The following is a 12842-nucleotide window of genomic DNA, read 5'->3' as shown; positions in this document are numbered from 1 at the left end:
TGCTTCTTGTAGATTGCTTCTTGTAAATGTAAAGGAGGCGCACCATGTCGACCCTGATCTTGCTGAGCTTGGCGTTGATGTCACTGGCACTGTGTCTGGCTTTCGTGCGGCTTTTTCGCGGCCCCAGTCTGCCGGACCGGGTGGTGGCCCTGGAGCTATTTTCATCGATCCTGGTCGGCATCATCGGGCTGGTCGCCATCGCGACCGATGTGCCCAGTCTGGTCGATGTGGCTATCGTCATGGCATTGATGGCGTTCATGGCGGCGATCGGTTTCGCTCGTTTTCTGGAACGAGGAGGGCCGCGCGATGATTGAGCTTCTAAAGGGAGGGCTGATCCTCGCAGGAGCATCGTTCATGTTTGTGGCGGCCCTGGGGATACTGCGCCTGCCCGATCTGCTGACGCGCATGCATGCCACCACCAAGGCGGCGACGCTGGGTACCACCTTGATCATGCTGGCGGTGGCGTTGCACTTTGCCGAGGCGGCGGTGGTCGCCCGAGCCTTCGCGGTCATTATCTTCATCATGATGACCGCGCCGGTAGCGGCCCATGTGATTGGCCGTGCGGGCTATTTTGTGGGCTCGAAACTCTGGAGTGGAACGGTAAAAGATGAGCTTAGGCCTAACTATGACCCTTTGACTCATGAACTCAAAAGCGGCATGGAAACCGTTGAGAATGCCCAGCGTCAGCCGCGGGATACCGATCCGGACTAATCAGATAAAAGTAATCGAAATCAAATGTTTGTAGCAAGCTAGCGCTCTTTGCATACGCCACCTTCGGGTGGTTTTTTTGTGCCTGAAGAAAGGCCTGCAAGCAATTCTTGAACAGTAATTACACGGCAATATATGTACAGTAATTATACAATATAATATATTTGGTTAAATAATTTACCGGTCAGCACGCGTAGCGACGAGCCAACAGCAGGGGAAATGATATGGAGAAAACAGTATGCACGGTGGCACAGGCATGACGGCTGACATCGTATGGTTGCAGGATGATCTACGTATCGCAGATAACCCGCTATTTCACTTCGATACCGCACCGGATCAGCTGCTGTGTCTTTATGTTCTGGATCAACACTGGCTAAATACGCTTTTCCAGCAAGAAGATGTGGCGCGGATGGGGTCAGCGCGTCTGCGTTTCATATGGCAGAGCCTGATGGCGTTGCGCGGCGAATTACTCAAGCGGGGCAGTGACCTGCTGGTACGCATCGGGTCGCCGGACAAGGTAGTGGGTGATCTGGCCAAGCAACTGAATGTACGCAGTATTCGTGTACGGCAAACCGCCGGCCTGGACGAAAGACGCTATCAAGCGGCTGTGCGCGCCAACCTTCCCGCGAGTACCGAACTGCAGACGGTGGAAAGCGGGCTGTTGCTTGCGGCGCAATCGCTACCCTTTGCCTCGCACGCCTTGCCGACGAGTTTTTCGGCGTTTCGCCGCCAAGTGGAAGCCCAGTGGTCAGTGCCTTCGGCCTTGCCGGCGCCCATCACACTACCGCCTTGGCCGGAAGCGCCCCGGGGGTTTCCGGCGCTCCAGCTGGTGTGTGAAAAAAGTGCCGACTGGCAACCCGATGCACGTCAGGGGTTGGCATACGTGGGTGGCGAAGACGCCGCTCACCAGCGCCTGGAAGATTATCTCTGGCACCAAGGTGGAGTCGCGACTTATAAACAAACCCGGAATGGCTTGTTGGGCGCGTATTTCTCCACTCGGTTCTCACCCTGGTTGGCGCAGGGATGCCTCTCTGCTCGACAGGTATATGGCGAGGTGCGCCGATGGGAAGCCTGTCATGGGGCCAATGAGTCCAGCTATTGGATCATCTTCGAATTGCTCTGGCGGGAATATTTTTATCACGCTGCCCGATTGGAAGGGGTCGCCTTGTTCGGCTCCCGTCAACTGCCCATCTCCTGCGCCAATTTCAATGCCTGGCGTGATGGCAGAACAGGCGTTGCCTTCATCGATGCCGCCATGCTCGAACTGAAAAGTACCGGCTGGTTATCCAACCGCGCCCGTCAGAACGTGGCCAGCTTTCTGGTCAAGGACTTGAATGTCGATTGGCGGTTGGGCGCCGCCTGGTTCGAACATTGTTTGATTGACTATGATGTAGCGAGCAACTGGGGAAACTGGCGCTATATTGCCGGTATTGGACGTGATCCACGTAAAGATCGCCACTTCGACGTGCTCAAGCAAGCCGAGCATTACGATCCGGACGGTCTGTATGTCGCGCACTGGTTGCCCTGAACTCGAAGTGTGGCCCTCAAGGGTTGAACGAACCCGCTAAATAGAGAAACACAGCATGGCGAAAATGATTGATGACAGACGTGTGGTTTGGCTCTTGGGGTTGGCTGGACTGATTCCCTTCATCGTTACCGGCGTTCTTGCATGGACTGCGCCATCGTCATGGCAGCTCATCGCGGTATATGCCTTTCTATATTACAGCGCGGTCATTCTTTCCTTTCTGGGCGGTGTGCAATGGGGCATGGCGTTGAGCCATCACACTGGCGAAAGGGCTGGTATCAGTCGGCGTCTGGCGTTGGCGATGGTGCCGAGTTTGATCGCCTGGCCGGCCCTTCTCCTGAACCTCAGTACGGGCGCATGGGTGCTGGCTATCGGTTTTATACTGATCTGGGCCTACGATACTAGCCGGGAGGGGCGCGCCGGATTTCCCGGATGGTATTTGCCGCTGCGTTCATTGCTATCGGTCGTAGTGATATTGACCCATTTGTTGGTTATCTGGCGGCTAAGGTATCTGTCGGGCTAGCGTGATCACCCGATCTGCGAGATCATCGCGTGCTTTAATTTTATTTTCCCGGTTGGGGTTTATGTGGGCGGCAAGAGCGGCTCGTCAAGGGTCGCCCATCAAAGACAGGTTCCTTTCTATGTGTAAAACCCATATTCGTTTTTCCCTGCGCGGTTCAGTGCTGGGTGCTGCGGCCATCCTGACATTTACCTTGGCGCCATTGGCTGCGGCCGGCAATGCCCTGTTATCCGAAGTGGATGCCCAGGTAGCCGAAGATGTCAGTCACACCGATTTCAGCCAGTGGCTAAGAGAGTTTCGCCTTTATGCGCGAAGCGAAGGCATCGGTGAAGCGACCCTCACCCAGGCTCTCGATGGGTTGCGTTACCGGCCTCGAGTCATTGAGCTGGATCGGCATCAGCCCGAGTTCGTTCGGGCGATCTGGGACTATCTGGACACGGCCGTTTCCAGTACCCGGGTCGATAACGGGCGCGAAAAACTCGCCGACCATGGCGCCACCGCAGAACGCATGGCCCGGCGCTATGGTGTGCCTGCCGAGGTTATCGTCGCGATCTGGGGAATCGAAAGTAATTACGGCAGTAATTTCGGTGATTTTTCCACCCTGGAATCCTTGGCCACCCTGGCCTATGAAGGCCGGCGACAGGCATTTGCCCGCAATGAATTGATGGCGGCACTGCGTATCATCGAGCAAGGTGATATTGCCGCCGAACGAATGGTGGGTTCCTGGGCGGGGGCCATGGGCCATACCCAGTTCATTCCGTCGAGTTTTGAAGCCTATGCGGTGGATGGCGACGGCGACGGTCGACGTGATATATGGCAAAGCATCCCCGACGTCATGGCTTCCACCGCCAATTACCTGGCTCGGGCGGGTTGGCAAGCGGGGCAGCCATGGGGGGCGGAAGTAGCGCTTCCCGAGACATTCGATTACGCCCAGACCCAACGCTTGAGCACCGCCGCCTGGGCTGCCCAGGGTGTGCGTGCCATGCGGGGGGAACTGCCTGAATTCGAGAGTGCGGCGTTAATCGTGCCGGCCGGTGCCGATGGCCCCGCCTTTCTGGTGGGGCAGAACTTTCGTGCCATTTTACGCTACAACAATGCCACCAGTTATGCCTTGGCCGTCGCTACTCTGAGCGATGCGATTGCCGGGCGTGAAGGTGTCGAACAGTCCTGGCCGCGCGAGCAGGCTCCGTTGAGTCGCCAGGATACTCGGGAACTTCAGCGCCTATTGAATGATCAGGGTTATTCGGTGGGTGGCGCGGACGGCATCATGGGTCCCAATACTCGGGCCGGGCTACGTACCTTTCAACGTGACAACGGTTTGACCCCCGATGGTTTCGCCACTCAGCGCCTGCTCGCCCGGTTACGCCAGGCACAGTGAAAGTGATATACGAATTCTGTCATTACGGAGTCGATGCATGATAGGCAAAACAAGCTCGGGTCGAAGCGTGGCACAGAACGCCTTGGCATACCTCATTGGGATAGCGCTATTTGTCATGAGCGGCAGCGCGGTGCAAGCCGAGGAAAAGGTCTTCGGCTGGGTGGAAAAAGCCACCCTGAAACCCTGGGGGATAGAAGTGAAGGCAAAGTTGGATAGCGGCGCCCTGACGTCTTCCCTGGATGCCCGCGATATCGAGCTGTTCGAGAAAGATGACGAAGACTGGGTACGCTTTCGCTTGAAACTGGAAAATCAGGCCAGCGGCGAATTGTTTAGCGATACGCTGGAGCGCCCGTTATATCGCGAGTTGACCGTGCGCGGCGCCGGCGGGCGTGATGAACGCCCGGTGGTGTTGTTGAAGGTGTGCATGGGCAACACTATTTACGAGGAACAGTTCAGCCTGCGTGACCGTGGGGAAATGAATTATCCCCTCTTGCTGGGGCGGCGTACCCTGAGTCATCTAGGGTTGCTCGATGTACGGCGTACCTTCATGCAGACACCCGATTGCGAGAAGGACGCACCCCTGGTGGCTCATGAGTCGAAAGACTAGGCGTCGGCATTAAAAAATCCGCGCCAACAAGGCGGTCACGGCGGTTTCCACCCGCAGGATACGCGGGCCTAGATGTATGCCCTCGCAGCCGGCTGTCAGCAGCTGCTCGACTTCCCAGGGAATAAAGCCGCCTTCCGGGCCGACCAGCAGTAGGCTCGGCTGAGTAACTCCACGGGGGCAAGGCCGAGGCATGCCGGGATGGGCGAGAAGCCCTTGGCGAGCTTGCAGCAGGCCGGGCAGGCTGTCTTCCAGGAAAGGACGAAACCCCTTGGCCAATTGAATGCTGGGTAACTGGGTATCCCGGGCTTGCTCCAACCCGAGCAATAAATGCTGGTGGATCTTGTCGTCGCGCAGCTCTGGAGATTGCCAATAGCTCTTTTCCACTCGCTGGGTATTGAGCAAGGTAAGTTGCTTGACCCCCAGTGCGGTCACGTGCTCCAGGGTTCTGGCCAGCATGCGGGGCCGCGGCAGGGCCAGCACCAAGTGGACCGGCAGCGCTACCGGGGCAGGCTCATCCAGCGACTCCAGCGCGAAGCAGGCTTGGTGTTCATCCAGCTTGCTCAAGATGGCTTTACCCATTTTGCCACCCCGGATACCCACGCTTAAACGATCCCCTTCCTGAGCGCGATGCACCTCATGTAAATGGCGTAAGCGGCGGGGGTCGGTGATGCGAGCAGAAGTCGGACTTGCCAGCTCGTTTGGGTCAATCAATATCAGATTCATGGCGAAAAACGATTTTTCCGGAAAAAATGAAAGACAGGGATGCGCCTATGCCGCCGGGGAATTGTCAGCGGTTGCTTGCATGGGCGTGTGTTGCAGGCACAATACCAGCATCGGGCTAAAAAGCTCTATTGCTTCAAAGGAGATGCGCAGTGCGCGTAATTCGCAAGTATGCCAATCGCAGGTTGTACGACACCCAGCAAAGCCGCTATGTCACCCTGGAAGATCTGCGTCACTTGATCCTTGAGGAAGAGCCGTTTCGGGTGGAAGACGCCAAAAGCGGTGAAGACCTGACGCGTACCATTCTGCTCTCGATCATCATCGAACAGGAACAGGGCGACGGTGAATCCGAGGTATTCTCCAATGACCTTCTGGCGCAGTTGATTCGGGTCTATGACATGACCTCGCCCTTGCCCTTGTCACGCTACCTGGAGCAGGGCACGCGTTTGATGCTGTCGCAGCAAAAACGCATGCAAGACCAATGGAAGCAGGCGGTGCGTAATTCGCCAATAGAGGTCATGCGTGATCTGGCGGAAGAGAATATGCACTTCTGGAAAAAGACCTTCAACAAGACGGACCAGGACGCCATCGAAAAAGACGCGCCCGATAATCGGAATGAGAGCACTGACGAGACTGAAAAACCTGAAAAGAATGATAAAACGCCTGGTTGAGCCAGGTTTCCCCGTCCTATGGCGCGATCAAGCCAGGCCGCCTACGCTGTGGCATAATGCTGCAACGCATTGACAGCTTCCCAGGTCGAGAAGGAAAGACATGAAGGTTTTGATTATTGGCGGCGGTGGCCGCGAACATGCACTGGCGTGGAAAATAGCCCAGTCGAAAAATGTCGAGCAAGTGTTCGTCGCCCCAGGTAATGCCGGCACCGAGCGGGAGCCGAAGGTTGCCAATGTCGCCATTCAAGCCGTTGACCTCGATGTGCTGGTGGATTTTGCTAGCTCTCAAGCGGTGGGGCTGACCATCGTCGGTCCCGAAGCGCCACTGGTGGAAGGTGTCGTGGATCGTTTTCAAGCGGCCGGGCTGGCTATTTTCGGCCCCACCCAGGCGGCCGCTCAGCTTGAAGGATCCAAGTCTTTCACCAAGGATTTCCTGGCTCGCCATCATATTCCCAGTGCCGATTATCAGACGTTTACCGAGGTGGCCCCCGCCCTTGAATACCTGAAGCGCCAGGGCGCACCAATTGTGATCAAGGCCGATGGGCTGGCCGCCGGCAAGGGTGTGATCGTCGCCATGAGCGAAGCCGAAGCGCAAGCGGCGATTCGCGACATGCTGGAAGCCAACACCTTCGGTGATGCCGGGGCACGGGTGGTGATCGAAGAATTTCTTGAAGGCGAGGAAGCCAGTTTTATCGTCATGGTGGATGGCCAACATGTAGTGCCCATGGCGACCAGTCAGGATCACAAGCGTGCCTATGACGGCGATACCGGTCCCAATACCGGTGGCATGGGGGCTTATTCACCGGCGCCGGTGATCACCCCCGAGGTCGATCGACGCATCATGAAGCAGGTCATCCTGCCCACGGTTGAAGCGATGGCCGCCGAAGGTCATCCGTATACCGGATTCCTTTATGCCGGGCTGATGATCGATAAGCAAGGCAACCCCAAGGTAATCGAATACAACTGCCGTTTCGGTGACCCGGAAACCCAACCGATCATGCTGCGCCTGCGTTCGGACCTTGCCGAACTATGCCTGGCAGGTGCCCAAGGGAAGCTGGAAGGTAAGCATTGTGAGTGGGACCCGCGTGCGGCTGTGGGGGTGGTCATGGCGGCGGGAGGGTATCCGGGCGACTACCGCAAGGGCGACGTTATTCACGGTTTGGATAATATTATCGGAACCGGCTGCAAGGTATTCCATGCGGGAACCCGGGAAAATGCCCAAGGGGATGTCGTGGCTGCCGGAGGCCGGGTGCTGTGTGTCACGGCGCTGGGTGAAAGCGTCTCTGCGGCGCAGCAAACGGCCTATCAAGGGGTGGCCGAGATCGACTGGACGCAGGTGGAGTATCGTCGCGATATCGCGTTCCGCGCCATTGCGCGTGAAAGCCTGCATAAGGATTCATGAATTCATGTGTCCGAGCCTCATGTCCCCAGAAACAGCCTGAAAGGAAACAAGCATGGAACGAGTGAAGCTGGTATTTCCCCATGAGGCGGTTTTCCATCGTCACCCGATGACGGTACGCGTGACCGACATGAACTATGGGCATCACTTGGGCCACGATGCCCTGGTTTCGTTGCTGCATGAAGCTCGCATTCAGGCGTTGGCGTCACTGGGGCTGAACGAATGGGACATGCATGGCTATCCCAGCGTGGTGGCGGATCTTGCCGTGCAATATCAGAGTGAGGCACGTTGGCCGGATAGCCTGAGCGTGGAAACTGCTATTCCCACCCCTGAAAGCAAGGCGTTGAGCATCTATCACCGCGTAGTTAAAAGTGCTGGTGATAAGAGCGACGGTGAAGTCGTGGCAACGGCACGCGTCAACCAGCTGTTGGTCGATACACAAACGGGGCGTCCGGTCACGATTCCAGAGACAGTGCTGGCCGCCCTTGCCGAGGCGGAGAAAACCTGATGTCACGGGAATATCCGATCATCGCGGTGACCGGTTCCTCAGGGGCGGGTACCACCACGGTCAGGCGCAGTTTCGAGCGCATGTTTCTGCGCGAGGATGTGCATGCCGCCGTGGTCGATGGCGATGCCTTCCATCGCTATACCCGGGATGATCTTCACCGTATCTTTCGCGAAGAACCCGAGCGCAAGCACGAGCTTTCGCATTTTGCCGTGGAAGCCAACCAGTTGGATCGACTGGAAAACCTGTTCATCGAGTACGGGGAGCAGGGGACCGGCACCTTTCGGCATTATATCCATGCCGAAGACAAGCAGATGATCGAAGCCGGCTATCGTGTGGGTACCTTTACCGAATGGCAGGGGCTGCCCTGTGGTACCGACCTGCTGTTCTATGAAGGGCTCCACGGTGGGCTGGTAACCGAAGAGCATGATATTGCTCGACACGTGGACCTGCTGGTGGGTGTCGCCCCGACCATGAACCTGGAGTGGATCCAGAAGATCGACCGCGACACCAAGTTGCGCGGCTATTCGCAGGAAGCGGTGATCGATACCATTCTGGGGCGCATGGACGACTACGTGCGCTACATTCAGCCGCAGTTTTCACGCACCCACATCAACTTTCAGCGAGTGCCCACCGTGGATACCTCGAATCCCTTCGAGGTCCAGGACATTCCCACCGATGCCGAGTCCTTCGTGGTGATTCGTTTTCGCGACCCCTCCACCGTGGATTTTCCGTGGCTTCTGGCAATGATCAAGGATGCCTTCATGACGCGGCCGCATACGCTGGTCGTGCCGGGCTCACGTTTATCGCTGGCCATGGAGTTGATCCTGGCACCGCTGGTACGCCATCTTCTCGCCCAGCGCCGGTTTCGCTGAGAGACCCGATTTTGGCAGCCAGCCAATAACGCAACGACATGCAACACAAGGAGATTTTTTCATGGATTGTCTGTTTTGCAAGATCATCAATCAGGAAATACCCGCGGATATCGTCTATGAAGATGACGAGGTACTGGCCTTTGACGACCTCTCGCCCCAGGCGCCGACGCATATCCTGATCGTTCCCAAAAAGCACATCGCCACCCTGAACGATATCGAGGAAGACGATCTTGAAACCATCGGTCGGCTGCAATACACCGCCGCCAAGCTGGCCAAGGATCACGGCTTTGCCGGTGACGGTTATCGGGTGGTCATGAACTGCAACGAAAAGGGCGGCCAGACGGTCTTTCACCTTCACATGCACCTTATGGGAGGCCGGCAATTCACTTGGCCCGCCGGTTAAAGGGCGTCATGCTCATCAAGGGAGGCAATCGCCATGCGTCGTAATCTCAGTCGTACGGATAATCTCATTCATCAATTCGATACCGTGTTGCGCACCTTGGTGCCGCGTGCGGCGCAGCCGTATCGGCCCAATCCCGCCGGGAAGTTGGCCGAAGAACCGCTTGATGAGCAGGAGCGTCGCCATGCCGAAGGGCTGATGCGGATCAACCATGCCGGTGAAGTCTGTGCCCAGGCGCTGTATCAGGGGCAGGGAATGACCGCCAAGTTGCCCAAGGTGCGCGGCCAGATGGAAGAGGCCGCCCAGGAAGAAATCGACCATCTGGCCTGGTGCGACCAGCGGCTGCAGGAGCTTGAAGGGCGCACCAGTTACCTCAACCCCTTGTTCTACGCCGCCTCGTTCGGAATAGGCGCCACGGCGGGCGCCATCGGTGACAAGATCAGCCTGGGATTCGTCGCCGCCACCGAAGATCAAGTGGGAAAGCATCTGGAAGAACACATGAAAACCTTGCCGCAAGCCGACAAGCGTTCTCGGGCGATTCTCAAACAGATGGCGATCGATGAAGCCCACCACGCCCAGCTGGCGCTGGAAGCGGGTGGCGCACGCTTTCCCGCGCCGGTAAAACTGGGCATGTCCCTGATGTCCAAGGTCATGACCAAAAGCGTCTATCGGCTGTAGCCGCCAGGCAGAGAAAGTCGAAAGCAGCAGAAGTTGAAACAAGAAGTGGAAACAAAAAAGGCCCCTCCGGGGCCTTTTTCAGTCAAGCGCAGTTATCGAGAGTTATCGATAGCTACCATGAAGCTAGCATCATGCATCGATACGCTTGTACTTCATGCGCTTGGGCGAGTCATTGCCGACACGCTTCTTGTGGTCCGCCTCGTAATCGGTGTAGTTGCCGTCGAAGAACACCACCTGAGAATCGCCTTCGAACGCCAGAATATGCGTGGCGATGCGGTCCAGGAACCAGCGATCGTGGGAGATCACCATGGCGCAGCCGGGGAAGGCGAGTAATGCTTCTTCCAGGGCGCGCAGGGTCTCGATGTCCAGGTCGTTGGAGGGCTCATCCAGCAGCAGCACGTTGGCGCCCTGCTTCAAGGTCTGAGCCAGCTGCAGGCGGCCACGCTCACCACCGGAAAGCTCGTCCAGACGCTTTTGCTGGTCGTTGCCCTTGAAGTTGAAGCGGCCTACATAGGCGCGCGAAGGCACTTCGTAGCCGTTGATGTTGAGCAGATCCTGACCGTCGGACACCGCTTCCCACACCGTCTGCTTGTCATCCAGGGCGTCGCGCAGCTGCTCGACGTAGGCGATCTTGACGGTATCACCGACCACCACTTCACCGGCATCGGGCTGTTCCTGGCCGGTAATCAGCTTGAACAGGGTGGACTTGCCGGCACCATTGCCCCCCACAATCCCCACGATCGCACCGGGCGGCACGCTGAAGGACAGGTCTTCGTAGAGGACCTTGTCATCGAAGCGCTTGGCGACGTCATGAAACTCGATGACCTTGTCGCCCAGGCGCGGGCCGGGCGGAATGTAGATTTCGTTGGTTTCATTGCGCTTCTGGAAATCGCCGGATTGCATCTCTTCAAAGCGATTCAGGCGCGCCTTGCTCTTGGCCTGGCGTCCCTTGGTGTTGCTGCGCACCCACTCGAGTTCCTGGCGAATGGCTTTCTGGCGTGAAGCCTCCTGCTTGGCTTCCTGGCCGAGACGCTGTTCCTTGGTTTCCAGCCAGTTGGTGTAGTTACCTTCGAAAGGCAGGCCCTGGCCACGGTCAAGCTCCAGAATCCAGCCGGCAACGTTATCCAGAAAATAACGGTCGTGGGTAATCGCCACCACGGTGCCCGAATAATCGTGCAGATAGCGCTCGAGCCAGGCAACCGACTCAGCATCCAGGTGGTTGGTGGGCTCGTCGATCAGCAGCATGTCGGGGCTGGAAAGCAGCAAGCGACACAGGGCCACACGGCGGCGTTCACCGCCGGAAAGGGTGCCCACCTTGGCATCCCAGGGCGGCAGACGCAGAGCTTCGGCGGCGACTTCCAGCTTGCGCTCGAGGTTATGCGCATCGGCCGCTTCGATGATGTTTTCCAGACGCCCTTGCTCGGTAGCCAGGGCATCGAAGTCGGCATCCGGCTCGGCATAGGCGGCGTAGACGCCATCCAGCTTTTCCTGAGCTTCCTTGATCGCGCCCAAGGCTTCCTCGACGGTATCCCGGACGTTTTTCCCGTCGTCGAGTTCCGGTTCCTGGGGCAGGTAGCCGACATTGAGGTCCGGCATCGGCCGTGCTTCGCCTTCGAACTCCTTGTCGACACCGGCCATGATGCGCAGCAGGGTAGACTTGCCCGAGCCGTTAAGGCCCAGTACGCCAATCTTGGCGCCGGGGAAGAACGACAGGGAAATGTCCTTGAGAATTTGCTTTTTGGGCGGCACGACCTTGCCGACCCGGTTCATGGTAAAAACGTATTGCGCCATGGATATCCGTTATGTTGAAAGATCGAAATAAGAAAAGGAAATGTTGCTGGGGGAGGATGATAGAGGCCGGCCAAAGGAAAGGCCAGCCGATGCCGCCTATTGCATGAGCCAGCAAGCGCTGGGAGAGGGTGATTCAAGGGGGTGATCAGGGTTAACGTATGATGCCTTCTTTTACCGTACTGCTTTGATCATTACTGCTGTAACACGATTTTTTCGTATTACTCTTCCTCGTCGTCCCAGCTGTCTTCTATCACGCGTTTCAGGCGGCGTTCTTCCAGCAACGCTTCAACTCGTCGGCGAGCGCGCAGGGCATCGGTCTTGCTCGATGAGCGACTACGCCCGTAGTGTTCATCATTGACAGCTTCTGAGGTGTCAAGTTCATCGGAAGCGTCGTAAGCTTCTTCGGTGAAATCACGATTCAAGGGGTTACGGCTCATAAAAGGCCCTCCAACCCAAAACCGGCTTGGCCGGCAACACAGCACTGCTTCAGCCTTCTCGGCATGAAGCGCCAAGCGCTGCGATCAGCGCCTTTTGGCTATATAGCGGTTCCGGTAAGGAAATGCAAGCCTTGGAGAGGCGCTTTTTTATTCTTCGATATCGTACTTTGCCTTCAGGTGAGCCAATTCATGCTGGGCTTCTACACGTTCGGTCACGTCTTTCTGTACGCCGATGTAATAGGTCAGATTGTCGGTTTCGTCGTACATCGGGGTAATGGAAAGCTCATTCCAGAATAAGGTGCCGTCCTTGCGATAATTGCGCAATACTTCCCGGCAGGGCCTACCGGCCTTGAGAGCCGCGCGAATCGCCGTCAAGCCTGCCTGGTCACGGTCTTCGTTTTGCAGAAAGCGACAGTCACGGTAGAGAATTTCGTCAGCAGTGTAGCCGGTCAGGCGCTCGAAGCCCTTGTTGACATAAATGAGAATGTTCTCATCGCCTTCCTGTTCGGCCACTACAATACCGTCTTCCGAGGCGTCAATGATGCGTTCGAGTAGCGCCGGATTGATCAAGGGAGATCGTTTCATCAAGAGGGTTCCTGTTGCTGCTTCAAGCCTTCCGGTGGCCTCG

The 12842-nt window shown here is 57.2% G+C and carries 16 protein-coding genes; 12 read left to right on the top strand and 4 right to left on the bottom strand.

From position 1 onward, the window contains the following. The first annotated feature begins 44 nt into the window (after window positions 1-44). The 6 genes from LG290_RS12285 to rloA3 all read left to right on the top strand — a co-directional run bounded on the left by LG290_RS12285 (window position 45) and on the right by rloA3 (window position 4738). Complete coding sequence (locus LG290_RS12285; RefSeq protein ID WP_160417817.1) at window positions 45-314, top strand: MrpF/PhaF family protein; 270 nt, start codon at window positions 45-47, stop codon at window positions 312-314. After that, window positions 307-711, top strand: a complete 405-nt coding sequence (gene mnhG / locus LG290_RS12280; protein ID WP_499835057.1) for a monovalent cation/H(+) antiporter subunit G — start codon at window positions 307-309, stop codon at window positions 709-711. The genes LG290_RS12285 and mnhG overlap by 8 nt, the downstream gene beginning before the upstream one ends. A gap of 253 nt (window positions 712-964) precedes the next feature. Then, window positions 965-2236: a DASH family cryptochrome gene (locus LG290_RS12275; protein WP_499835056.1), complete on the top strand. Its 1272-nt coding sequence runs from the start codon at window positions 965-967 to the stop codon at window positions 2234-2236. Window positions 2237-2291: 55 nt separating this feature from the next. Further along, window positions 2292-2756, top strand: a complete 465-nt coding sequence (locus LG290_RS12270) for a DUF3429 domain-containing protein (protein ID WP_499835055.1) — start codon at window positions 2292-2294, stop codon at window positions 2754-2756. Window positions 2757-2874: 118 nt separating this feature from the next. Next, window positions 2875-4131 carry a lytic murein transglycosylase gene (locus LG290_RS12265; protein ID WP_499835054.1) on the top strand — a complete coding sequence of 419 codons (1257 nt, stop codon included), beginning with the start codon at window positions 2875-2877 and terminating at the stop codon, window positions 4129-4131. A 115-nt stretch (window positions 4132-4246) separates the two neighbouring features. Continuing rightward, complete coding sequence (gene rloA3 / locus LG290_RS12260) at window positions 4247-4738, top strand: retropepsin-like aspartic peptidase RloA3 (RefSeq protein WP_499837100.1); 492 nt, start codon at window positions 4247-4249, stop codon at window positions 4736-4738. A 9-nt stretch (window positions 4739-4747) separates the two neighbouring features. Here rloA3 and LG290_RS12255 read toward each other — a convergent pair whose 3' ends face one another. Beyond that, window positions 4748-5461, bottom strand: a complete 714-nt coding sequence (locus tag LG290_RS12255) for a 16S rRNA (uracil(1498)-N(3))-methyltransferase (protein WP_499835053.1) — start codon at window positions 5459-5461, stop codon at window positions 4748-4750. Window positions 5462-5610: 149 nt separating this feature from the next. Here LG290_RS12255 and phaR point away from each other — a divergent pair, with 149 nt between their 5' ends. The 6 genes from phaR to coq7 all read left to right on the top strand — a co-directional run bounded on the left by phaR (window position 5611) and on the right by coq7 (window position 9986). Next, window positions 5611-6129 (top strand): polyhydroxyalkanoate synthesis repressor PhaR, encoded by a 519-nt coding sequence (gene phaR / locus LG290_RS12250; RefSeq protein WP_160417822.1) that lies wholly within the window; start codon window positions 5611-5613, stop codon window positions 6127-6129. Between the two features lie 100 nt (window positions 6130-6229). Then, window positions 6230-7531, top strand: coding sequence for a phosphoribosylamine--glycine ligase (purD, locus tag LG290_RS12245; RefSeq protein ID WP_499835052.1), 1302 nt, complete (start codon window positions 6230-6232; stop codon window positions 7529-7531). A 52-nt stretch (window positions 7532-7583) separates the two neighbouring features. Further along, the gene (locus tag LG290_RS12240) at window positions 7584-8036 is read left to right on the top strand and encodes an acyl-CoA thioesterase (protein ID WP_499835051.1); all 453 of its coding nucleotides are present in this window, start codon (window positions 7584-7586) and stop codon (window positions 8034-8036) included. Beyond that, window positions 8036-8908: a phosphoribulokinase gene (locus LG290_RS12235; RefSeq protein ID WP_160417825.1), complete on the top strand. Its 873-nt coding sequence runs from the start codon at window positions 8036-8038 to the stop codon at window positions 8906-8908. The genes LG290_RS12240 and LG290_RS12235 overlap by 1 nt, the downstream gene beginning before the upstream one ends. A gap of 61 nt (window positions 8909-8969) precedes the next feature. After that, complete coding sequence (locus LG290_RS12230; protein WP_160417826.1) at window positions 8970-9311, top strand: histidine triad nucleotide-binding protein; 342 nt, start codon at window positions 8970-8972, stop codon at window positions 9309-9311. 33 nt (window positions 9312-9344) lie between these two features. After that, complete coding sequence (coq7, locus tag LG290_RS12225; RefSeq protein ID WP_499835050.1) at window positions 9345-9986, top strand: 2-polyprenyl-3-methyl-6-methoxy-1,4-benzoquinone monooxygenase; 642 nt, start codon at window positions 9345-9347, stop codon at window positions 9984-9986. A 129-nt stretch (window positions 9987-10115) separates the two neighbouring features. Here coq7 and ettA read toward each other — a convergent pair whose 3' ends face one another. From ettA to LG290_RS12210, 3 genes are all read right to left on the bottom strand, one after another. Next, a complete protein-coding gene (ettA, locus tag LG290_RS12220; RefSeq protein ID WP_160417828.1) occupies window positions 10116-11777 on the bottom strand; it encodes an energy-dependent translational throttle protein EttA in 1662 nt (553 codons plus the stop codon). Between the two features lie 218 nt (window positions 11778-11995). Next, window positions 11996-12214 (bottom strand): PA3496 family putative envelope integrity protein, encoded by a 219-nt coding sequence (locus LG290_RS12215; protein WP_499835049.1) that lies wholly within the window; start codon window positions 12212-12214, stop codon window positions 11996-11998. Window positions 12215-12361: 147 nt separating this feature from the next. Continuing rightward, the gene (locus LG290_RS12210) at window positions 12362-12799 is read right to left on the bottom strand and encodes a PAS domain S-box protein (protein ID WP_499835048.1); all 438 of its coding nucleotides are present in this window, start codon (window positions 12797-12799) and stop codon (window positions 12362-12364) included. Window positions 12800-12842 lie beyond the last annotated feature (43 nt).

Origin of the sequence: Halomonas sediminis (genome assembly GCF_044871105.1) — a bacterium.
GTDB classification, from domain to species: Bacteria; Pseudomonadota; Gammaproteobacteria; order Pseudomonadales; family Halomonadaceae; genus Vreelandella; species Vreelandella zhuhanensis.
The sequence above is the reverse complement of the archived record's forward strand: the minus strand, read 5'-3'. Positions and strand labels throughout refer to the sequence as shown.